The 21,207-nt window shown below is 67.4% G+C and carries 23 protein-coding genes; 10 read left to right on the forward strand and 13 right to left on the reverse strand.

What is annotated here, in order from left to right:
- The first annotated feature begins 21 nt into the window (after window positions 1-21).
- The 3 genes from QYL93_RS13520 to QYL93_RS13530 all read left to right on the forward strand — a co-directional run bounded on the left by QYL93_RS13520 (window position 22) and on the right by QYL93_RS13530 (window position 3,116).
- Window positions 22-168, forward strand: a complete 147-nt coding sequence (locus QYL93_RS13520; protein ID WP_007860492.1) for a hypothetical protein — start codon at window positions 22-24, stop codon at window positions 166-168.
- A 91-nt stretch (window positions 169-259) separates the two neighbouring features.
- Entirely contained in the window at window positions 260-967 is a 708-nt protein-coding gene (gene queC / locus QYL93_RS13525; protein WP_305744115.1) for a 7-cyano-7-deazaguanine synthase QueC, read from the forward strand.
- A 286-nt stretch (window positions 968-1,253) separates the two neighbouring features.
- Window positions 1,254-3,116, forward strand: coding sequence for a phosphoenolpyruvate carboxykinase (GTP) (locus tag QYL93_RS13530; protein WP_305744116.1), 1,863 nt, complete (start codon window positions 1,254-1,256; stop codon window positions 3,114-3,116).
- 122 nt (window positions 3,117-3,238) lie between these two features.
- Here QYL93_RS13530 and QYL93_RS13535 read toward each other — a convergent pair whose 3' ends face one another.
- The 4 genes from QYL93_RS13535 to QYL93_RS13550 form a co-directional block, all read right to left on the reverse strand.
- Window positions 3,239-4,465: an RNA polymerase sigma factor gene (locus QYL93_RS13535; protein WP_305744117.1), complete on the reverse strand. Its 1,227-nt coding sequence runs from the start codon at window positions 4,463-4,465 to the stop codon at window positions 3,239-3,241.
- A 19-nt stretch (window positions 4,466-4,484) separates the two neighbouring features.
- Window positions 4,485-4,844, reverse strand: coding sequence for a YciI family protein (locus tag QYL93_RS13540; RefSeq protein ID WP_305744118.1), 360 nt, complete (start codon window positions 4,842-4,844; stop codon window positions 4,485-4,487).
- Window positions 4,845-5,409: 565 nt separating this feature from the next.
- Window positions 5,410-5,850 (reverse strand): hypothetical protein, encoded by a 441-nt coding sequence (locus QYL93_RS13545; RefSeq protein WP_305744119.1) that lies wholly within the window; start codon window positions 5,848-5,850, stop codon window positions 5,410-5,412.
- 220 nt (window positions 5,851-6,070) lie between these two features.
- On the reverse strand, window positions 6,071-6,496 hold the full coding sequence (locus tag QYL93_RS13550; RefSeq protein WP_305744120.1) for a hypothetical protein: 426 nt from the start codon (window positions 6,494-6,496) through the stop codon (window positions 6,071-6,073).
- Window positions 6,497-6,623: 127 nt separating this feature from the next.
- Here QYL93_RS13550 and QYL93_RS13555 point away from each other — a divergent pair, with 127 nt between their 5' ends.
- The 3 genes from QYL93_RS13555 to QYL93_RS13565 all read left to right on the forward strand — a co-directional run bounded on the left by QYL93_RS13555 (window position 6,624) and on the right by QYL93_RS13565 (window position 9,008).
- Entirely contained in the window at window positions 6,624-7,616 is a 993-nt protein-coding gene (locus QYL93_RS13555; RefSeq protein ID WP_305744121.1) for a LysR family transcriptional regulator, read from the forward strand.
- A gap of 12 nt (window positions 7,617-7,628) precedes the next feature.
- Window positions 7,629-8,474: a metallophosphoesterase gene (locus tag QYL93_RS13560; RefSeq protein ID WP_305744122.1), complete on the forward strand. Its 846-nt coding sequence runs from the start codon at window positions 7,629-7,631 to the stop codon at window positions 8,472-8,474.
- Window positions 8,475-8,585: 111 nt separating this feature from the next.
- Window positions 8,586-9,008: a universal stress protein gene (locus tag QYL93_RS13565; protein ID WP_305744123.1), complete on the forward strand. Its 423-nt coding sequence runs from the start codon at window positions 8,586-8,588 to the stop codon at window positions 9,006-9,008.
- Between the two features lie 76 nt (window positions 9,009-9,084).
- On the opposite strand, the gene QYL93_RS13570 is transcribed toward QYL93_RS13565, so the two are convergent.
- A complete protein-coding gene (locus QYL93_RS13570) occupies window positions 9,085-9,705 on the reverse strand; it encodes a TetR/AcrR family transcriptional regulator (protein ID WP_305744124.1) in 621 nt (206 codons plus the stop codon).
- Window positions 9,706-9,869: 164 nt separating this feature from the next.
- The gene (locus QYL93_RS13575; protein WP_305744125.1) at window positions 9,870-10,784 is read right to left on the reverse strand and encodes a LysR family transcriptional regulator ArgP; all 915 of its coding nucleotides are present in this window, start codon (window positions 10,782-10,784) and stop codon (window positions 9,870-9,872) included.
- Between the two features lie 128 nt (window positions 10,785-10,912).
- On the opposite strand from QYL93_RS13575, the gene QYL93_RS13580 reads away from it, so the two are divergent.
- Window positions 10,913-12,253 carry a D-amino acid dehydrogenase gene (locus QYL93_RS13580; protein ID WP_305744126.1) on the forward strand — a complete coding sequence of 447 codons (1,341 nt, stop codon included), beginning with the start codon at window positions 10,913-10,915 and terminating at the stop codon, window positions 12,251-12,253.
- A 39-nt stretch (window positions 12,254-12,292) separates the two neighbouring features.
- On the opposite strand, the gene QYL93_RS13585 is transcribed toward QYL93_RS13580, so the two are convergent.
- The gene (locus QYL93_RS13585; protein WP_305744314.1) at window positions 12,293-13,270 is read right to left on the reverse strand and encodes a M14 family zinc carboxypeptidase; all 978 of its coding nucleotides are present in this window, start codon (window positions 13,268-13,270) and stop codon (window positions 12,293-12,295) included.
- A 77-nt stretch (window positions 13,271-13,347) separates the two neighbouring features.
- Window positions 13,348-14,130, reverse strand: a complete 783-nt coding sequence (locus tag QYL93_RS13590) for an alpha/beta fold hydrolase (protein ID WP_305744127.1) — start codon at window positions 14,128-14,130, stop codon at window positions 13,348-13,350.
- Window positions 14,131-14,350: 220 nt separating this feature from the next.
- On the opposite strand from QYL93_RS13590, the gene QYL93_RS13595 reads away from it, so the two are divergent.
- Window positions 14,351-14,872, forward strand: coding sequence for a flavin reductase family protein (locus QYL93_RS13595; RefSeq protein ID WP_057200312.1), 522 nt, complete (start codon window positions 14,351-14,353; stop codon window positions 14,870-14,872).
- Window positions 14,873-14,922: 50 nt separating this feature from the next.
- Window positions 14,923-15,459: an MOSC domain-containing protein gene (locus tag QYL93_RS13600; protein WP_370876977.1), complete on the forward strand. Its 537-nt coding sequence runs from the start codon at window positions 14,923-14,925 to the stop codon at window positions 15,457-15,459.
- Window positions 15,460-15,469: 10 nt separating this feature from the next.
- Here the strand turns inward: QYL93_RS13600 and yccS are convergent, their stop codons facing one another.
- From yccS to minC, 5 genes are read right to left on the reverse strand one after another with little or no spacing between them, the layout of a single operon-like run.
- The gene (gene yccS, locus QYL93_RS13605; RefSeq protein ID WP_305744129.1) at window positions 15,470-17,689 is read right to left on the reverse strand and encodes a YccS family putative transporter; all 2,220 of its coding nucleotides are present in this window, start codon (window positions 17,687-17,689) and stop codon (window positions 15,470-15,472) included.
- Between the two features lie 60 nt (window positions 17,690-17,749).
- Window positions 17,750-18,142 (reverse strand): VOC family protein, encoded by a 393-nt coding sequence (locus QYL93_RS13610; RefSeq protein ID WP_305744130.1) that lies wholly within the window; start codon window positions 18,140-18,142, stop codon window positions 17,750-17,752.
- Window positions 18,143-18,190: 48 nt separating this feature from the next.
- Complete coding sequence (gene minE, locus QYL93_RS13615; RefSeq protein WP_007855949.1) at window positions 18,191-18,457, reverse strand: cell division topological specificity factor MinE; 267 nt, start codon at window positions 18,455-18,457, stop codon at window positions 18,191-18,193.
- A 3-nt stretch (window positions 18,458-18,460) separates the two neighbouring features.
- Window positions 18,461-19,279, reverse strand: a complete 819-nt coding sequence (gene minD, locus QYL93_RS13620; RefSeq protein ID WP_305744131.1) for a septum site-determining protein MinD — start codon at window positions 19,277-19,279, stop codon at window positions 18,461-18,463.
- A gap of 4 nt (window positions 19,280-19,283) precedes the next feature.
- Window positions 19,284-20,105 carry a septum site-determining protein MinC gene (gene minC / locus QYL93_RS13625; protein ID WP_305744132.1) on the reverse strand — a complete coding sequence of 274 codons (822 nt, stop codon included), beginning with the start codon at window positions 20,103-20,105 and terminating at the stop codon, window positions 19,284-19,286.
- A gap of 150 nt (window positions 20,106-20,255) precedes the next feature.
- Between minC and QYL93_RS13630 the strand changes: the two genes are divergently transcribed.
- Complete coding sequence (locus QYL93_RS13630) at window positions 20,256-21,179, forward strand: DMT family transporter (RefSeq protein WP_305744133.1); 924 nt, start codon at window positions 20,256-20,258, stop codon at window positions 21,177-21,179.
- Window positions 21,180-21,207: the final 28 nt, after the last annotated feature.

Raw genomic sequence — 21,207 nt, forward strand, 5'->3', positions numbered from 1 at the left:
TTAAGCATCTGGAGCCCTGCCATGTCCGACCACAACACCCCGCACGCCCCTGAAGAACATCCGGCCGACGCCGTGGAAAACGTGGTGCCGCTGATGCCCATCGTGCTGCCCGTGGTGGGCGGCATCATGATGTTTTTGCTGGCGTTCATCGCCGTGAACATGGCCTGAACGCCACGGAGCGCCCCACACGCCCCATGGCAAGCCCCGCGCAGCGGGGCTTTTTTTCGTCCTTTTTTCTTCAACTCCCAGGAGCCGCCCCATGAGACCCGGAAGCGCATTGGTTCTTTTCTCCGGTGGACAGGATTCCACCACCTGCCTGGCCTGGGCGCTCACGCACTTCGTCCATGTCGAGACCGTCGGTTTCGACTATGGCCAGCGCCACCACATCGAACTCACGGCCCGCCAGACCGTGCTGGCAGCCATGCGCGAGCGTTTTCCAGATTGGGCTGGCCGGCTCGGCGAAGACCACATGCTCGACCTCGCCGTGCTGGGCCGCATCAGCGACACGGCACTGACCAGCGAGACCGAGATCCAGATGACCGCCGCCGGCCTGCCCAACACCTTCGTGCCCGGGCGCAACCTGCTGTTCTTCAACCTGGCCGCCGCCGTGGGCTACCGGCGCGGGCTGCACACCCTGGTGGGCGGCATGTGCGAGACGGATTTCTCGGGCTACCCCGACTGCCGCGACGACACGCTGAAGGCACTGCAGGTGGCCGTGTCGCTGGGCATGGGCCAGCGCTTCACCTTCGAGACCCCGCTGATGTGGCTGGACAAGGCCGAAACCTGGCAAATGGCGAAGGACCTGGGCGGCCAGGCGCTGGTGGACGTGGTGCTTGAGGAGTCGCACACCTGCTACCACGGCGTGCGCGGCGAGCGCCATGCCTGGGGCTACGGCTGCGGCACCTGCCCGGCCTGCGCCCTGCGCAAGGCCGGCCACGAGCGCTGGGTAGGCTCGACTGGCGCCTGAAGCGGCCATTTGGAAGACATAACCCCATGCAATTTTTGCATGGATTTAGGCCCTGTCTTACAGACAAGCGGGCGGTAGATTCATAAAATCGACATCCCAGCCGACCCGCGGAATCCGTGGAATCCGTCCTCCACCCCGTGGGGATGACCTGCGCCGCCCGCCGACTGAGCAAGAAAGCCGTTTTTTCAAAGGCAGCGCTCAGCATCCGCACCTGCGCCAGGCCTTTCGCCCCGGGTCCCGGGACGCTTCCTTTGAAAAGACTGTTTTTCAACTTAGGAAGCTCCCGATGAACGCACCCACCATGCAGGGCCTGAATCTCAACGCCCCTTCGCACGTCAAGAATGCCCGGCTGATCGCCTGGGTGGCAGACATGGCCGCCCTGTGCAAGCCCGACAGCATTTACTGGTGCGATGGCAGCCAGCAAGAGTACGACCGCCTGTGCCAGCAACTGGTCGATGCCGGCACCTTCAAGAAGCTCAACCCCGCCAAGCGCCCCGGCAGCTTCCTGGCCTGCTCGGACCCGACCGACGTGGCCCGCGTGGAAGACCGCACCTACATCTGCTCGGCCGCCAAGGAAGACGCCGGCCCTACCAACAACTGGATGGCTCCGGCCGAGATGCGCGCCACGCTGCAGCCCCTGTTCGACGGCTGCATGAAGGGCCGCACCATGTACGTGGTGCCCTTCAGCATGGGCCCGCTGGGCTCGCCCATCGCCCACATCGGCATCGAGCTGTCGGACAGCCCCTATGTGGCCGTCAACATGAAGATCATGACCCGCATGGGCAAGGCCGTGTACGACGTGCTGGGCGTGGACGGCGACTTCGTGCCCTGCGTGCACACCGTGGGCGCGCCCCTGGCCGCCGGCCAGCAGGACGTGAAGTGGCCCTGCAACAAGACCAAGTACATCGTGCACTACCCCGAGACGCGCGAGATCTGGAGCTACGGCTCGGGCTACGGCGGCAACGCACTGCTGGGCAAGAAGTGCTTTGCGCTGCGCATCGCCTCCACCATGGGCCGTGACCAGGGTTGGCTGGCCGAGCACATGCTGATCCTGGGCGTTACCAACCCCGAAGGCCAAAAGTACCACGTGGCCGCCGCCTTTCCGAGCGCCTGCGGCAAGACCAACTTCTCGATGCTGGTGCCGCCGGATGCCTTCGACGGCTGGAAGGTCACTACCATCGGCGACGACATCGCCTGGATCAAGCCCCAGGCCGATGGCAGCCTGCGCGCCATCAACCCCGAGGCCGGCTACTTCGGCGTGGCCCCCGGCACCAACACGCTGACCAACCCCAACTGCATGGCCAGCCTGGACAAGGACGTGATCTTCACCAACGTCGCCCTGACCGATGACGGCGATGTGTGGTGGGAAGGCATGGAAAAGGACACCGGCGGCCTGCCCGCCCACCTGATCGACTGGCAAGGCAACGACTGGACGCCCGAGATCGCGAAACAGACCGGTGCCAAGGCCGCGCACCCCAACGCCCGCTTCACGGTGGCCGCCACCAACAACCCCGCGCTCGACGCCGCCTGGGACGACCCCAAGGGCGTGAAGATCGACGCCTTCATCTTCGGCGGCCGCCGCTCGACCACCGTGCCGCTGGTGACCGAGGCGCGCAACTGGACCGAAGGCGTCTACATGGCAGCCACCATGGGCTCCGAAACGACTGCTGCCGCTGCGGGCCAGCAGGGCGTGGTGCGCCGCGACCCGTTCGCGATGCTGCCCTTCATGGGCTACAACATGAGCGATTACTTCCAGCACTGGCTGACGCTGGGCGAGAAGCTGGCCGCATCGGGTGCCACGCTGCCGCGCATCTACACCACCAACTGGTTCCGCAAGGACGAGGCCGGCAAGTTCGTATGGCCCGGCTACGGCGAGAACATGCGCGTGCTCAAGTGGATGATCGACCGCCTGGAAGGCAAGGCCACGGGCGAGCAGACCATGTTCGGCGTGGCCCCGGCCTACGCCGAGATCAACTGGACCGGCCTGGATTTCAGCGCTGCCCAGTTCAACACCGTGACCAGCATCGACAAGGCCGCCTGGGCCGAAGAGCTCAAGCTGCACACGACGCACTTCGAACAACTGGCCTACCACCTGCCACAGGCCCTGCTGGACACCAAGGCTGCCATCGAAAAGCGTCTGGCTGCCTGATGGCTTGATGGATGAAGAGAGTGCCCGGCTTGCCGGGAACCACCAGAGAAACCGCCCCGACTGCAGGTCCGGGCGGTTTTTTTCTGGGGTCTCGGCCACAGCCCTGCCAGGTGCCGGGGTACCTATCCGGGCAGGCCGTTCATGCGCAACGCCAGAAACGCCGTATCGGCGGCAGAAGGTGAGAGGGCCATGGCCCTCTGGTAGGCCGATCGGGCCTCGGCGGGCAGGCCTTTGCGCGCCAGCAGCTCTGCCTGGGCGGAAAAAAAGGGCTGGTAGCCCTGCAGACCGGGCCCGATGCACGCCAACTCGGCCAGGGCCGCGTCCAGCGCGCCTGCCTCGGCAAGGGCCACGGCCCGGTTCAGGCGCACCACCGGGGTCGGCTCGAAGGCCAGCAAGTGGTCGTAGAGCAGTGCAATCTGCGCCCAGTCCGAGTGCTCGCCCTCGCAGTGGCAGGCGGCAATGGCGGCCTTGATCTGGTACGGACCCGGGACATGCCGACCCAGTGCCCTCTCCAGGACCGCCACGCCCGCAGCAATTTCGTCCTGCTTCCACAGCGCGCGCTGCTGCTGGCCCAGCGGCACCGTCGTCTGGCCGCCGGCATCCGTGCGGGCCTCGCGGCGGGCATGGCTGATCATCAGCAGGGCCAGGCAGCCTTCGACCTCCGCTTCGCCGGGCCGCAGCCGGTCCAGCAGCGCACACAGGTACAGCGCCTCCTGCGCCAGGTCGCTCCCCGCCTGCGGCCCCGCCGAGTAGCCCGCGTTGAAAACCAGGTAGATGACTGCAAGCACGGCGGCCAGGCGCCCGGGCCATTCGGCCGGCTCGGGCACCGCATAGCGGATGCGCGCCGCAGCGATCTTGGCCTTGGCACGCGACAGGCGCTGGCCCATCGTCGCCTCCTGGTCGAGAAAGGCCTGGGCGATCTGGGCCGTGGACAGGCCAGCGACCACGCGCAGGGTCAGCGCCACCTGCGACTTCTGCTCCAGCGCCGGATGGCAACAGGTAAAGATCAGGCGCAGGCGCTCGTCAGGAATCTCGTTGGTCTCGGCTTCATAGGCCTCGCCATCCGCCAGAACCAGCAGGCTATCGCCGATTCGGCCGGCCGTCCTGTGGCTGCGGATGCGGTCCAGCGCCTTGCGGTAGGCCACGCGCAGCAGCCAGCCCAGGGGCGACGACGGGATGCCGGAACGGCTCCAGTGGGACACCGCCGACTCCATGGCGTCCTGCAGCGCGTCCTCGGCCAGTTGAAAGTCCCTGAGCCGGGCGATCAGCGCCGACATCAGCCGCCCCCGGTCCTCGCGCGCCAGGCGGTTGAGGGCTTGGGCCACCGCGACGGCGCCGGAGGAGTTCATCGTAGGCTGGCTGGCCTGGTCATGCCGCCATGTCGTAATCCATCAGCGGCCGCACTTCGACAGTGCCGTAGCTGGAGGTTGGAACGGCCTGCGCGTACTGCAGGGCCGCATCCAGATCGGCCACGTCGATCACGTAGTAGCCACCCAGATGTTCCTTGGTTTCGGCAAACGGACCATCCATGGTTTCCACCTTGCCGCCACGGACGCGCAGCGAGGTGGCGGTTTCGATCCCTTTGAGCCCATCACCGGAAACCAGGACGCCCTCGTCCCTCATCTTCGCGCTGAGCGCGAAATAGCCAGCCATCATGGCCTGGAACTCGGGCGTGCCATAGGTGGGTTCGCGCTCTGGAGCGCTGTAGATCAGGAGCATGTATTTCATGGTGATTCCTTGGGAGAGGCAGGTGGCAAACAATCCGGAAGCCCGCCGCCATGCGGCAGGCGCAGCAGGTGGCTGCGGTTTTCGATGCGGGGACACACAGTGGTCGACAGTCTCCTTGGATGTTCTGGTGCCACAAGGACGCCGTCGCGCTTGCGATTTCGACATGCGCGGCGTTTATTTTTTCTCTCACCCCCCTCCACCCCAATGGATGGCCGCACGCCTGCGGGCGCACAGGCGACGACAGGCCCCGGAACCCGCACCCGGTGTTCCGTGATTGTGCGCATTTGCGCAGTGCGGGGGCAGGTTTGCAACGATAGGAGCCTGTCGGACTTGGAAATCGTCGGCTGCAAATCGGCCGCAGCGGTCCATTTTTCACCGTCTTTTTGCCCCATAGCTTGGCTATGGGGCTGCAAATACGGCAAAAACTGTCCTCGCTGGGGCCGATTTTCGCTTTCGACGCTCCAAGTCCGACAGGTTCCTAGCGCCCATGAAAAAAGCCGTGGCACAGCCACGGCTTTCTTGTCGGAGTCTTCCAGCCCGCCAGGCGGCGGGCAGGAGGGGCGGGTCAGTTGTACCCGCGGATGTCGTTCAACGTGGGCACACCCATGGCGTGGTTCAGCTCGGCCATGATGCGCGGGTCGCGGATGGCGACTTGCCAGGTGCGCTGGTCTTCGGCCGCACGGCGATTGCTTTCGACCCAGCCGGCGAAGCCGGCACGCAGCGAAGCGGCAGCACGGCGGGCAGGCACGGACAGCAGGGCCAGCGCGGCGAATGCCACGAGCCACAGCACCATCCAGGCGGCCAGCAGGTGGCCTTCGCTCCAGGTGTCGATCACCTGGTTGGCGACCACCAGCAGGGCGGAGACGACGGCTGCCAGCAGCAAGGAGGACGCGCCACGGGCGCCGTCGAAGTTGGCTGCGATGCCCTTGATGGCAGCGGCAGCGTTTTGGGCGCGGATCACGCCAGAGTGTTCGGTAGGATAGTCAACGTGTGCAAAATTGGTCATTTCGGTTCCCCTTATCAGCGCTTTTGGCGACATTGCCGGGCGAGTGATTGAATCTTAGGGTTTACCCCAGGTGTTATCAAGTTTATATCTTGAATTACCGCCATTCACTGCAGTGATGTGCTGTCGCCGTCGCTGCAGCCCGGCAACAAAAAAGCCGTGGCATGCCACGGCTTGAATGCCAAGCTCGGCCCGACCTGCAGTGCAGGAGGGCCACCAAGCCTCAGTAGTACTTGCGGATGTCGGCCATGCCGTGGTTCAGTTCGGCCATGATGCGCGGATCGCGCAGGGCGACCTGCCAGGTGCGGCGGTCTTCGGCGGCGTGGCGACGGCTTTCGGCCCAGGTGGAAGCAGCGGAGCGCAGGGCCAGGCCAGCACGGCGGGCCGGTGCGGACAGCAGGGCGAGAGCGGCAAACGCCACCAGCCACAGCACGACCCAGGCCGACAGCAGGTGGCCTTCGGTCCAGCTATCGACCACCTGGTTGGCCAGCACCAGCAGGGCGGAGACCACGGCGGCCAGCATCAGGGAGGCAGCGCCACGGGCACTGTCGAAGCCGGTGGCGATGCCTCTGAGGGCAGCAGCAGCCTTTTCGGCGCGGATCACGCCTGGGTGTTCGGTTGGATAGTCCACGTGTACAAAACTGGTCATTTCGGTTCCCCTATCGAGCGCTTTTGGCGGCATTGCCGGGCGATGTCGCAATACTAGGGTTTACCCTTTAGTCTTTCAAATTTATATGTTGAATCATTGGTATTCACATTGGTGATGATTTGAAACCATGTCCAGCCGCCTCAACTTCCGCTCGCTCGATCTGAACCTGCTCAGGGTTTTTGACGAGGTCATGGCCGAGCGCAGCCTGACCAAGGCGGCGCACAAGCTCTCGCTGACCCAGCCGGCCGTGAGCAACGCCATGCGCCGCCTGCGCGAGGTGCTGGGCGACGACCTGGTGGTGCGCAGCGGCCAGGGCGTGGAACCTACGCCCCGGGCCCTGGCACTGTGGCCCCCCATTCGCGATGCGCTCACGCAGCTGCAGGAATCGCTGTCGCCCGGCCGCTTCGACCCGGCCACGGCCGAATCCACCTTCGTGCTGGCCATGGCCGATGCCACGGGTGCGACCCTGGTGCCCGGCCTGGTGGAGATTCTGGAGAGCGAGGCGCCCGGTGTCGCGGTGCGGGTGGTGCCCCTGACCACGCGCGACCCGCGCCGCCTGCTGGAGGAAGAGGCAGCCGACATGGCCGTGGGCTACTTTCCCGCCGTGCTGGCCGACCTCACGGCGCGCGAACAATCGGGTGGCATGGTGTCGTTCGAGAGCCGGCGGCTGTACGACAGCGAATACATGTGCGTGATGCGCCAGGGTCACCCGCTGGCCGATGCGCCCCTCACGCTGGATGCCTACTGCGAGGCACGCCACATGCTGGTGAGCTTTTCGGGCCGGCCCTTCGGCTTCATCGACGAGGCGCTGGCCTCGCTCGGGCGCCGCCGGCGCGTGGTGCTCACGGTGAACCAGTTCTTCACGGCGGGCCGCGTGGTCTCGGGTTCGGACATGCTCACCGTGCTGCCGCGCCACTTCGTGCCGGTGACCGGGATCGCCGACGCCCTGGTGCAGCGCAACCTGCCCTTCGACGTGCCGCCCGTGCACGTAGACGCATTGTGGCGCCGCAACAGCACGCAGGAGGCGGCCATGGGCTGGCTGCTGTCGGCATTGGCGCGCGCGGCACGGCGCGCCTTTCCGCAGGGGGAGCCCGGCCAATCGGCTGGCGGGACGCCTTAGACTGCACAGCCCATGAAAATCCAGATCCTGTCCGACCTGCACCTCGAAGCCAACCCCGATTTCCTGCCCGAGCCCGCGCCCGGCGCCGACCTGCTGGTGCTGGCGGGCGACATCGGCTCCTACCAGGAGGGGGGGCGCATGCAGGACGAAGACTTCGGCCTGGCGCGTTTTTCGCCGCTGCCGCAGTTCGCCGGCTGGCCCACGCCGGTGCTGTTCGTGCCGGGCAACCATGAGTACGACGCGCTCGACTTCGATACCGCCCACGCGCGCCTGCGCGCCACCTGCGAGCGCCTGGGCATTCGCATGCTGGAGCGCGAGACCCTGGTGATGGGCAGCGTGCGCTTCGTGGCCACCACCCTGTGGGCCGACTACGACGCGCTGGCGGACGATGCGCAGGTGACCGATCTCGCCCGGCGCCTGAAGCTGCGCGAAAAGGCCTTTCGCGCGGCCAACCACTACCTGCGCAAGACCGGCGGCACCAGGGACGGCGAGCCCTTTCTGGCCGAGCCCATGCGCGAGCTGGCGCTGGTGTGCACAGAGTGGCTGCGCGAAGCACTGGCCACGCCCTTCGACGGCACCACGGTGGCCGTCACCCACTTTGCCCCCAGCCTGCGCAGCGCCGACCCGCGCTATGGCGTGGTGCCCGGCACGGCCGGCTTTTGCAATGTGCTAGATGACCTGCTGCAAGAGGCGCAGGTATGGATCCACGGCCACCTGCACTCGCCGAGCGACTACACGGTGCAGGGCACGCGTGCCGATGGCAGCCCCTTTGCATGCAGGGTGGTGGCCAATCCGCTGGGCTATGCCCGCAATGGGGAACAGGAAACCTTCCGGCCCCGGTACTGTGTGACCGTATGATCGGTCGACGGGGCCCATGCCCCGCAGAGCGCAGGATGAAAAGCATGACACAGGTCAAGACAACAACCGCCCGCGCCGATTAGTCTGACCATTCCAATTAGGAGAACTCGAATGAACATCCTGCTTGCTGTCGACGGCAGCGCCTACACCAAGAAAATGCTCGCCTATCTGGCGGCGCACGAAGAACTGCTGGGCCCGAAGCACGACTACACGGTGCTCACCGTGCAGGCGCCCCTGCCACCCCGGGCACGCGCCGCCCTGGGCAAGGAAGTCGCTGATGCCTACCACGCTGAAGAGGCCGAAAAGATCCTGGCCCCTGTGGCCAAGTTCCTGGCCCGCCAGGGCGTGCAGCCCAAGCGCATCGTCAAGGTCGGCGCCGTGGGCGAGACCATCGGCAAGGTAGCCGAGTCCGGCCGCTACGACCTGCTGGTGATGGGCTCGCATGGCCACGGCGCACTGGCCACGCTGGTCATGGGCTCCGTAACGACCCAGGTGCTGGCCAACTGCAAGGTGCCGGTACTGCTGGTGCGCTGACCTTGCAGCGGCATGCGCCGCCCCCTATGAGAAACGCCCGGCATGCCGAGCGTTTTCGCGTGCGGTCACCACCACTTCACCTCGATGCCAGCCCATCGAAACAGGTGCGCAGCACCAGGTCCACGATCTCGGCGTCGGAATACTGGCCGCCTTCCTTGAGAAAGGTCACGACCGGGTCGCAGGCACGGGCATACAGGGTGTACAGCACCACCAGCGGGGGCAGCGTGGGGTTGATCACGCCCTGTGCCTGGGCTTCGACAATCCACTCGCCGATCTGGTCGCTCACGGTGACCAGGCCATCGAGGTAGTCCTTGTCGGCCATGAGCACAGCGCGCAGCGTGGAGTTGCGGCTGGGCAGCAGCGGCATCTCGTTGGTCAGCAGGCGCTCCAGCGACCAGCGCACCAGAGCGCGCAGCTTCTCGTGCGCTGGCAGCTCGGCGGGAAGCGCGCTCAGGTACGTGCGCACCCGCGCGAGGATCTGCACCATGGCGGCGCTGCACAGCTCTTCCTTGCTGCAGAAGTGCTTGTACAGGCTGGCCTTGGCGATGCCCACCGCATTGGCGACATCGTCCATGGTCATGGCATCGAAGGCCTTTTCACCCAGCAGGCGACAGGCCGACTGGAGGATCGCGCCCTCCCGAGCCTGGTGCATCTGCTCCTTGAAGGACACTTTGGGTTGTAGCGTGGTGGTGGACATGGACCCCATCTTATACATTGCAGTAAAAAAATAAATGACAAAGTTGCAATACAACTACGCCGTTCACGTTTTAGTCTGCAGGAATCGTGCCGCCCCACTGCGGGGAGTGCCATTTGGTGCGGGTTACCCCCTGTTGACTGCTTTTACAGCCCCGGGCTTGTAGTTCAGGGCTGGGTCAGCGTTTTTGCAGCCGTGGCCGTGAGCGCGGCGGTCAGGGCATCGAGCACCACCGACTCCAGGTTCCAGCAGTGCCAGTACAGCTGGATGGGCAGGGCATGGCCGGGAGCGAGGTCGACCATGCTGCCGTCTGCAATGGGCCCGCGCGCAAGCAGCTCGGGCACCACACCCACGGCCCAGCCAGCGGCGACGGCGCGCATCTGGCCCTCGGTGCTGGGCACGAACAGGTGGTTGAGCGCCACGCGCTTGAGCCCGAAGGTGCGCGCCACGAACTCGGCCGCCATGTCGTCCTTGCGGTTGAACGACAGAAAGGACACCTCGCGGAAGTTGTGCGGCGTGAGCCCATGGGGCAGGTGCTTCGCCGCAAATGCGGCCGATGCCACCGCCACGTAGCGCATGGCACCCAGCGGCACCATCTTGCAGCCGCGCAGCGCCTGCTTGAGCGTGGTGACGCAGCCCAGCACCTGGCCCGAGCGCAGCCACTCCTGCGTGAAGTCCTGGTCGTCGACGATGATTTCCAGCGGCAGGCGCTGGCCCACCAGCTCGTGCAGGGCGCCCATGGCCCAGGTGGCGATGCTGTCGGCATTGATGGCGATCGAGATGCGCTCGTCCTCGCGCGTGGCGCCGGGGGCGCTGGGGGCCAGCTCCTGCAGGTCGCGCTCCAGGTCGGCGCGCAAGAGGCGCATCTGCTTGGTGTGCTTGAGCAGCAACTGCCCCGCCGAGGTCGGTCGCAGCGGCCGGCTGCGCACGATGAGCACCGAGCCCACCTGGGCCTCCAGCGCACGCAGGCGCTGGGAGACGGCTGACTGTGTGACGTTCAGACGCTGGGCGGCGCGCTCGAAGCCGCCTTCTTCGACGATGGCGGCAAGACATTCCAGGGCGGCGGGGTCGTAGGTGCTCATGGCGGGGATCTCGGCAAACGGGTGCAAGGGTGGCCTTGTGGGCACTGCTTGCATTAGACAGACTGATGCGTTTGGATTGAGTTTAATTTTGCTTTTAGTAGAACGCAATGTGGATCACACTGCCATCCATGAAAACCATCATCCTGGGCGCCGGCATCATCGGCATCAGCACCGCGTGGCACCTATTGGAGCGCGGCCACGAGGTCGTCGTGGTCGACCGCCAGCCCGATGCCGCGTTGGAAACGAGTTTTGCCAATGCCGCGCAGATCTCGGTGAGCTACTGCGAGCCCTGGGCCAACCGGGAGGCGCCGCTCAAGGCGCTCAAGTGGATGTTCGACAAGGAGGCGCCGCTGCTGTTCCGCCCCCAGCTCGACTGGGAGCAATGGCGCTGGGGCCTGAAGTTCCTGGCCCAGTGCAATGACAAGGCCTTCGAGCGCAATGTGCAGCAGATCGTGGCGCTGGGCGCCTACAGCCATGCCGCGCTCAAGGACCTGGTGGCCACCACCGGCATCGACTACAACCGGCTCGAACGCGGCATTGCCCACTTCTACACCGACCAAAAATCCTTCGACGATGCCGGCCACGCGGTGGAGCTGATGCGCAAGCATGGTGTGCAGCGCCGCCTGGTGAGCAAGGAAGAGCTGCTGCAGATCGAGCCGGCCTTCAAGGCCTATGGCGATCACATCACCGGCGGAACCTACACCAGCACCGATGAGAGCGGCGACGCCCGCGTCTTCACCCAGGCCCTGGCCAAACGCTGCGCCGAGCGCGGCGCGCAGTTCCTCTACGGCCACGACGTGCTGCGGCTGAACAAGATCGGTGACACCATCGACTCGGTGGCCGTCATGGCCCGCAGTGGTGCGAATGGCCTCAAAAAGGATTTCCTGCTCCAGGCCGATGCAGTGGTGGTGGCCTGCGGCTCCTACAGTGCGCCGCTGCTGCGCAGCGTGGGCGTGGACCTGCCGATCTACCCCGGCAAGGGCTACAGCGCCACCTTCCCGCTGCTGCGCCCCGAGGCCGCGCCCTCGGTCTCCACCATCGACGACGGCCGCAAGATCGCGATGAGCCGGCTGGGCAATGTGCTGCGCGTAGCCGGCACCATCGAGCTGGGCGGCTACGACCTGTCGCTCGACTCCCCGCTGGCCAAGGCACGCTGCCACATGCTGTCGCGCCGCATCGAGGAAATTTTGCCCGGCGTATGCGACACGCGCACGCCCGAGCAGGGCGGCAACCCGCAGTACTGGACCGGCCTGCGCCCCGCCACCCCGACCAACATCCCCTTCATCGGCCGCACCCGCGTGGGCAAGCTGTGGGTGAACGCCGGCCACGGCACCCTGGGCTGGACGCATGGCGCGGGCTCGGGCAAGGCGCTGGCCGAGCTGATCAGCGGCGAGCAGCCGGCAATGCACTTCGGCTTCCTGGGCGAGCAGGCGGCGCGGCCGCGCAGCGCGACCCTCGCCACCTCCTGAACGCAGCGGGACCGGCTGCAGCAGCAGCGGCCGGCTTCCTCAAGGTCTGGGCTCGGGAGCCTGGGCCTCAGTCCAGTGCTCGCCCATCCAGCGCAGCAGGTCCTGCCACATGGAACGCACCTCGGCATCCGCTGGCATGTTCAACGCATGCGGCAGCTCGATGGTGACCACCGGCATGCCCCGATGCACGCCCCCGTAGTTGCCCAGCGAACCCGGGAAGATGCCCACCTGGTCCAGCCACAGGCGGCCCAGCCGCTCGGGCGGCGACAGCGGGCCATCGAAATCGAGCACGCCATAGGGCGCATGGATGCTCACGATCAGGTGCGGCCGGAAGGCCGCCATCTGCGCGTGCAGAAACTGCGACTCGGGTTCGGACAGCGGTGACTTGCCGGGGAAGCGCCGAGGGTCGCGTTTGGTGCGCTTGTCCCAGTAGAGAGGCGCATCCTTCTCCCAGCCGGGGGTGGGGAAGTTGCGGTTCAGGTCCACGCCACGGCCATTGGTGCGCGTGGCCGGCTTGGCCAGCAGGCCATCGGGGTTGAGTACCGGGATGAAGCGCCAGTGCACCGGCCGCTGGGTCTGCTCGGCCAGGGCGATCCAGCGCAGGGCCAGCGCCGCAGCCGTGAGTTCATCGCCATGGATGGCGCCGGCAATCAACACGCGCAGCGGTGCATCGGCAGCACCCCGCACCACCGGCGCAGGCACGTCGCGCAAGAACAGGGGCACGCCATGGGCCGACACGGAGCCGCTCGGCGTGAGCCGTGCCTCCTCGCACTGCGTGCGCGATACCGAAGGCAGCCGCGGCAGGAACAGCGCGCACGCCCCGGGTCCGCCGGGTTCTGCCACGGGGGCAGCCGCCACCACGGGCGCTGGCACTACAGCATCTGTCGCCGGCAGGCGGGCGGCATTCCGTGCTGCGGTGACCAGGGTAGTCTGTGCGGGCGTGGGCCGCTGGGCGCTCGCGCCACGCTCCACCCCGCTGCGTGGCGCCATCCACAGGCCCCCTGCGGCCAGGGCCACCAGCAAGGTACCCGCCAGCGCCGGGCCCCACCAGCCCGGTGCCTGCGACGCAACGCAAGAACCCGAACGGCCTTGTGTCAATGCAGAACCCGCGAGGAAGCCAGAAAATCCGCCAGCGCGCCATCGAACCCGTCGGGGTCTTCGAGCTGCGGCCAGTGGCCCGCATGCGGCAGGCTCAGGTGGCGCGAGTCGGGCAGCACATGGGCCAGGGCCTGCAGGGCGGCGGGCGGCGTGCAGCGGTCCTGCGCGCCACCGATGATCAGCGCCGGCATGTGCAGGCGGCCCAGCACGCCGGCACTGCGGTCGAAGGTGGAGAGCGCCTGCAGCGCGCGCCGGTAAGAGCCCCTGTACACCTGCGACAAGGCATGGGTGGCCAGGCGCACGCCTTCGGGCAGCGCGCCGCTGCCGATGAACTGCGGCACCAGGGCCCGGGCCAGCGATTGCATATCGTCCTGCGCGGAATCGAGCGCCTTCAGGCGGGGCTCCACCCAGTCCGCCATGGCCTGCGCATCCAGCGCGGGGCCACCGGCGCACAGCACCAGGCGGCGCACCAGGGCGCTCTGGCGCACGGCCACTTCCAGCGCCACCATGGCGCCCATGCCATGTCCGACCAGCGTCACGGGGCCACACTGCAGCGCGTCGATCAGCGCCATGCAGCTTTCGGCAAGGCCCTTGAAGCCATAGGGTTCGATGGGGGCGCTGTTGCCATAGCCGGGCATGTCCCAGGCCACGGCCCGGTAGCCCAGGCTGGCCAGGGTTTCGACCTGGGGCGCGAAGGTCAGGTGGCCGCCATCGGCGTCGTGCAGCATGAGCACGGTATGCCCGCTGCCCAAAGTGGAGAAATGGGGGAGAAGTGCCATGGGTTTCCTGCTCAAAGCCCTGCCATGGCAAGGGCCGGTCCATGATAGCCGACGGCTTTTTAACCCTGGGCCGTGGTCGGGCCATCGTGCGCAGCTGTTGCACCGCTGTCCGGGAAGACGGTACGCAGGTGACACCGAACAGCGCCCCCGGCAGCAACAGGGCCGTGGCATGCAGCCCATAATGACCCCCTGCCCTTTTTCGGCCCTGCGCCTGCCCTTTGTGAACCGCCCCCTGCCCCGCCCTGCCCTTGCCCGGCCCCCGAGCTTCTCCGCCCGCGAGTTCCGCGATGCGCTGGGCATGTTTGCCACCGGCGTCACCATCGTCACGGCGCGCAACGAGGACGGCACGCTGGTGGGGCTCACCGCCAGCTCGTTCAACTCGGTCTCGCTGGACCCGCCGCTGGTGCTGTGGAGCCTGTCGCGCGGCGCCAGCACCATGCCCACCTTTGCCAACGGCGCGCACTACGCGATCAACGTGCTGGCCGCAGACCAGAAGTCGCTGGCCGAGCGCTTTGCCACGCGCGGCATCGACCGCTGGGCGGGCGTGGAACACCATGCCGGCATCAACGGCGCGCCGGTGCTCGATGGCGCGGCCGCCAGTTTTGAATGCTTCAACCGCAGCCGCTATGAAGAGGGCGACCACCTGATCTTCGTCGGCGAGGTCGAGCGCTGCAGCCACCGCGCCGGCGTTCCGCCGCTGCTGTACCACGGCGGGCGCTTCTACACCGAGCACCCGCTGTGACCTCTGGGGGTGTGCTGGTGCGGCAGGTGAACACCGGCAGCGCCCGGCGCATGAAGGCCGGCGAACGCAGCGTGCTCACGGCCATCGGCAAGGCACCGGTCGCAGGCCCGGTGGCCGTGGGGCGGCTGGGCCTGGCGGGCGACGAACAAGCGGATCTGAACGTGCATGGCGGCCTGGATAAGGCGGTCTATGCCTACCCCAATGCACACTACGCCTTCTGGCAGGCACAGCGGCGCGAGCGCGGTGTGAGCCTGTTCGATGAGGACTTGCCGCCGGGCTTCATGGGCGAGAACCTCACCGTGGACGGGCCGCTGGAGACCGAGGTCTTCATCGGCGACGAACTGCACTTTCCCGATTGCGTACTGCGCGTGACGGCCCCGCGCGAGCCCTGCTTCAAGTTCAACGCCGTGATGGGCTTTGCCCAGGCCAGCCGCGCCATGGCGCTGGCAGGTTGCTGCGGCTACTACCTGGCGGTGGACGAGGCCGGCACCATCACCGCCGGTCAGCGCGCCACGCTGGTGCCGGGTCGGCGCGCGCTGAGCATTGCCCAGGCCTTAGCCGCCAAGTTCGCGAAGCACACACGCTAACGCGGTCTGTTCAAAGCGGCGCAGCAGGCCTGTGCTGGGGCTCCACCCATTGCCGCGCCTGCTCCTGCAGCTGCGGGAAGACCTTGCCCACCAGCGCCAGCTGGGCCGCCATCAGGCTGTGCGTGGGCCCGGGGGCCGCAGGAACCCCGAACTCCTGCAGCACCTGCGCCACCGCAGGTGCCCTGGAGACTCTGACCCCCGTCTGCTGCTGCGCATGCGCCAGTTGCCCCGCCAGCTGCTGCAGCGATGCCAGCAGCTCACTGGCCATCTCCTGTGCCCTGGCGTCCACCGGCTCGGCCCCCTCCTGGCCGCGCTGCGCGCCCAGGGCCGAGAGGTAGTTGAGCTGGGTGTGCGACAGGCGCAGGAAGTTGGCCACCACTTGCACGTTGCCACGCACGCGGTGCGGCTCCTTGAGCATGGCGCTGTAGGAGTTGGACAGCGCGGCGTCGGCATTGTGCGCATTGCGCCGCGCCAGGCGGTAGTCCAGGTGGTCGCGCTTGCCGCTGTGGTACTGCGCCAGGATGGCGCGCAGGTACAGGGCCTGGGTCTGCAGCACCTGGGCCGCCAGCTGCGGCCACTGGCGCGACTGCCAGTGCGGCAGCACCAGCCAGGAAGCGGTGGCCGCGATCAGGCAACCGGCGGCGGTGTCCAGCAGCCGCGCCAGGATCACGCCCTGGGCCATGCCCATCTGGTGAAAACCGAGCAGCAGCAAGGTGGTGACCGCTGCCGTGGCCAGCACATAGCGGGTGTGGCGCGCGCCGAAGAACACCGCACCGGCGAACACCAGCAGCGCGGCCTGCACCAGCGCCCCCGGAAACAGCTGGATCGCCGCCCAGCCCAGGGCCAGGCCGATGGCCGTGCCCTTGGCGCGCTGCAGGAGCCGGGTCTGCGTGGCCGCGTACTGCGGCTGGCTCACGAAGACGATGGTCAGCAGGATCCAGTAGCCGTGCGGGTCGCTGGTAGCCTGCATGAGGGCAAAGCCCACCAGCAGCGACAGGGCCAGGCGCACGCTGTGCCGCAGCCAGGGCGACTGCGCATGCAACTGGGCGCGCACCCGGCCCCAGGCATCGCGCAGGCTGCGCGGTTCACGGTCGAGCAGGGCATGGTCGGCGCTGCCCTGGGCGGCAGCATCGCCTGCCAGGGCGCCCGCAAACACCCCGGCCATGGCCGCCAGGTTGCTGCCCAGGGCGTGCAGCGAACGCAGGGGCCGGGCCATGGGGGCAGCCGCCGGCGTGCCGCCAGCGAGGTCGGCGGCAATGCCGTCCTGGTGCGCGATGGCGGCCTGCAGGTCCTCGATGGCGCGGGAGGTCATCCCCCCGTGCTGGGGCGGCGATTGCTGCTGGATCGCGAGCGAAAGCTTGAGCGATTGTTCGCCCAGCAGCGTGAGCACGCGCTGGCAGCGGTACAGCACGTCGCTGTGGAAGAACGCCGTGGCCAGCAGGTCGTAGTGCTCGTGCGAGGAGCTCACGCGCTCGTGCACGTCCTGCGCGGCCAGGTACTGGTGCATGGCGGTCTGCAGCCAGGCGGGTGGCTGGCCACGGCCCATGCGGCTCATGAGGCTTTCCTTGGCGGCACTGAGGGCATCCACCACGCGCCCGTTGTGCAGGGCCAGCGCCATGCGCCGGCGCTCCAGGTCCACGTCGCGCACGGGCTCCAGCAGCAGGGCTTTCAGGCGCAGGTACTCGCCCAGCACCGCATACAGCCGGGCCAGGCGAAAGCGCACCGGCGCGCGCGGCATGGCCCCGGCCCAGGTCACCGAGACCAGGCCGTACCAGGCGGCACCGGCCAGCATGAGCGGCGCCGCCTGCGCTGCCCCGGCACGGCTGGTGTGGGCGGCCAGGGCCGCATAGATGAACAGAACCAGCGAGCCGAAGGCAATGGCGCGGTAGCGCTCACCGAGTGCCCCCAGCAGGGTGAACGCCAGGGCCGACAGCGCCAGCACCCCCATCAGCGCCCAGGGCCAGGCCACCGTGGCCCACACCGCCAGCGCCATGAGACCAAAGCAGCCCAGCGCCAGCAGCTGCGCGCGCAGGCGGCCACGCCAGCTGTCGTCGGTTTCGGTCAGGGCGCTGGCGATCACGCCCAGCAGCACCGGCATCAGCTCGGCCTGCCACCCGGTCCACCAGCCCCAGGCCAACACGGCCGCCAGCGCGGCAAAGGCGCGCGCCCCGCGCGTGACACCTTCGTGGTTGCGTGCGCGCTGCCAGCTGGATTTCCAGGATTCGTCCACGGGACTGCCTCACATTAGGGATTACCCTAATGTTAAGCAATAAACTGGCCAGAAGGCTGTTCAGGCCGCACCATGGCAGCAGACGCACAGCTTGTTGCCATCCGGGTCGCGGAAATACGCCCCGTAGTAGTTCGTGTGGTACTGCGGCCGCAGGCCAGGCAAGCCTTCACAGCTGCCGCCATGGCGCAATGCCAGGGCATGGACTTCGTCCACGGTGGTGCGGTCATCCGCCAGCAGCGCGTTCATGGCGCCATTGCCGGGGCTGGCAGCCTGCCCGTCGAACGGGCGGCCGATGAGGAACAGCGGGCGCGCCACGCCAGGCACCTGCCACCCGGCCCACGGCACCCCGGACTCGCAAAAGCGCTGCACCAGGCCCAGGCGCTCCAGCACCGGGCCATAGAAGGCCAGGGCGCGCCCGAAATCGTTCACGCCGATATGGACATGGGACAGCATGCCGATCACCTCCTCAAGAATGCTCGCCGCATGAAGCGGCGCGAAACCTCAACGGACGGTGTCCGGGAGTTCGATCTTGACTTCGAGCACTTCCAGGTTGTCCTGGCGTTCCAGGTGCACCTTGAGGTCTTCGGGGTTGATCTTCACGTACTTGGAGATCACCAACACCAGTTCGCGCTGCAGCGCGGGCAGGTAGTCGGGTTCGGAGGCGTTGCGGCCGTTGCGTTCGTGCGCCAGGATGATCTGCAGGCGTTCCTTGGCGACGCTGGCGGTCTTCTTCTTTTCGCCCAGCAGGAAGGAGAGAAACGATGCCATGGCTTACTTGCTCCCGAACAGGCGTTTGAAGAAGCCCGGCTTCTCCGCGTCGATGAAGCGCAGGGGCTTGTCGGTCTGGCCGAGGAAACGGTCGATCACGTCCTTGTAGGCTTCCGAGACATCCGTGCCCTGGGCATGGATGGCGGGCGTGCCCTGGTTGGACGACTGCAGCACCACCTCGGACTCGGGGATCACACCGATCAGCTTGATGCGCAGGATGTCCTGGATGTCCTCCAGCGAGAGCATCTGCCCGTCCTCGACACGGCTCGGGTTGTAGCGCGTGATGAGCAGGTGCTCCTTGATCGGCTCGCCGCCTTCGATGGCGCGTTTGGTCTTGCTGCCCAGCATGCCAAGGATGCGGTCGGAATCGCGCACCGAGGAGACCTCGGGGTTGGTGACCAGCAGGGCCTCGTCGGCAAAGTGCATGGCCATGAGCGCGCCGCTTTCGATGCCGGCGGGCGAGTCGCAGACGATGTACTCGAAGCCCATCTCGGCCAGGTCCTTAAGGATCTTCTCCACGCCGTCCTGCTTGAGGGCGTCCTTGTCGCGCGTCTGGCTGGCGGCCAGCACGAACAGGTTCTCGCACTGCTTGTCCTTGATGAGGGCCTGGTTCAGGTTGGCCTCGCCCTGGATCACGTTGATGAGGTCGTACACCACGCGGCGCTCGCAGCCCATGATCAGGTCCAGGTTGCGCAGGCCGACGTCAAAGTCGATCACGGCAGTCTTGTGCCCGCGCATGGCGAGGCCGGAGGCAAAGCTGGCGCTGGTGGTGGTCTTGCCCACACCACCCTTGCCGGAGGTCACGACGACGATTTTGGCCATGGGTTTATTGAATCTCTCTGGGGTTGATACGAACGGGGTTGCGCAGTGGCTCGATGAAGAGCTTTTCGCCTTCCAGGCGCACCTGGGCCGGCCTGCCCGCGACGTCGTCGGGCAGTGCGGTCTCCGTCGTGCGGTAGATGCCTGCGATGGAGACCAGCTGCGGCTCCATGCAGGTGGAAAAGATGCGTGCTTCGGTATTGCCGCGCGCGCCAGCGATGGCGCGCCCGCGCAGCGGGGCATAAACGTGGATGTTGCCATCGGCGATCACCTCGGCGCCAAAGCTGACCATGGCCAGCACCACCAGGTCGGCACCGCGCGCATAGACCTGCTGGCCCGAGCGCAGCGGCTTGTCGATGACCATGGTGCCGGGGCCGGCCACCGGTACTTCGCGCACCACCTCGATCTCGTGCACCACCTCGCGGATGATTTCCTGCACCTGGACCGGCGCCTCGGGCTCCGGTTCGGGGGCAGCGGCAGCCTCGGCACGGGCCGGGGGCGCATCGGGCACGGCCGCCAGGCCCACGGCGCGCGCGGCGTCCATCTGGGCGGCGCTGCCGCCGCGCACGGCCACGGGCAGGGTGCGGTGTTCACGCAGCACGGCGACGATGGCGGCGAAATCGATGGTTTCCTCGGACTCGCGCACCAGGGCCAGGTCGATCAGCACCGGATCGTTGTCGAAAAAGCCCGGGGCGTCGGCCACGCGCTCGACCAGATCGGCAGCGAACTGCGTGGCATCGGTGGTCTTGAGCAGCACGGCCACGACGGACAGCGATGCGCTCTTGAGGTCGAAGCGGGTGCGGGCCTGGGCCGCCGTGGAAAAGGCCATGAAATGGGAGGTTGGTAGAAGAAGCGCGCAAAAACCGGTAAAGAAGCCGCAAAGTGTACCGTGGGCCCGCAAACACCCTGTCTCGGGGCGTATCAGGCCCGTGCCCGGCAATGGCCGTCAGCGCTGGCGCACCCCTTCCATAATCGACCGATGTCCATTGCCCGCAAAAACCACCTCGACTCCCTGGCCATCGGCCTGTTGCTCGCCTGCTGCATGTTCTGGGGCTTCCAGCAGGTGCTGGTCAAGGCCACGGTGGCCGAGGTGGCCCCGGTGTTCCAGGCCTTCGTGCGCTTCGTGCTGGCCGCACTGGCCGTGGCCGCGTGGTGCATGTGGCGCGGCGTGCCCCTGTCCAGCCGCAGTGAACCCGCAGGCGCCCTGCGCGCCGGGCTGCTGGCCGGGGCCCTGTTCGCGGGCGAGTTCGCCTGCATCTATGTGGGCCTGCAGTACACCAGCGCCTCGCGGCTCACGGTGTTCCTGTACGGCGCACCGTTCTGGGTGGCGCTGCTGCTGCCGCACTTCATTCCCGGCGAGCGGCTGCGCGGCTGGCAGTGGCTTGGCCTGGCCGCGGCCTTCGTGGGCGTGGGGCTGGCCCTGGGCGACGGCATGGTCGGATCGGCGAATGCTGCCATGCCCCAGGCTTGGCTCGGCGACCTGCTGGGCGTGGCCGCCGGCCTGATGTGGGCGCTGACCACGGTGGTCATCCGCACCACGCCGCTGGCGCGCGTGGCCCCGGCCAAGCAGCTCTTCTACCAGGTAGGCGTGAGCGCCGCCGTGCTGCCCCTGCTGTCCCTGGCGCTGGGCGAGACCTGGACCTGGCGCTTCAGCGCCTTCGCCTGGGGTTCGCTGCTGGTGCAGGCCCTGGTGGGCGCGTTCGTGAGCTACCTTGCCTGGATGTGGATGCTGGCCCACTACCCGGCCACGCGCATCTCGGTGTTCGTGTTCCTGACCCCGGTCTTCGCCCTGCTGTTCGGCGCCTGGTGGCTGGGCGAGCCGGTGACCACGGGGCTCGTGGTGGCCCTGGCGCTGGTGGCCGCGGGCATCGTGCTGGTCAATCGCAAGCCCGCAGTACCCTGAAAGTTTTATGCGGCGATCCCGGGCGGCC

The sequence above is a fragment of the Acidovorax sp. A1169 genome (assembly GCF_030704685.1).
Lineage (GTDB): Bacteria > Pseudomonadota > Gammaproteobacteria > Burkholderiales > Burkholderiaceae_C > Acidovorax.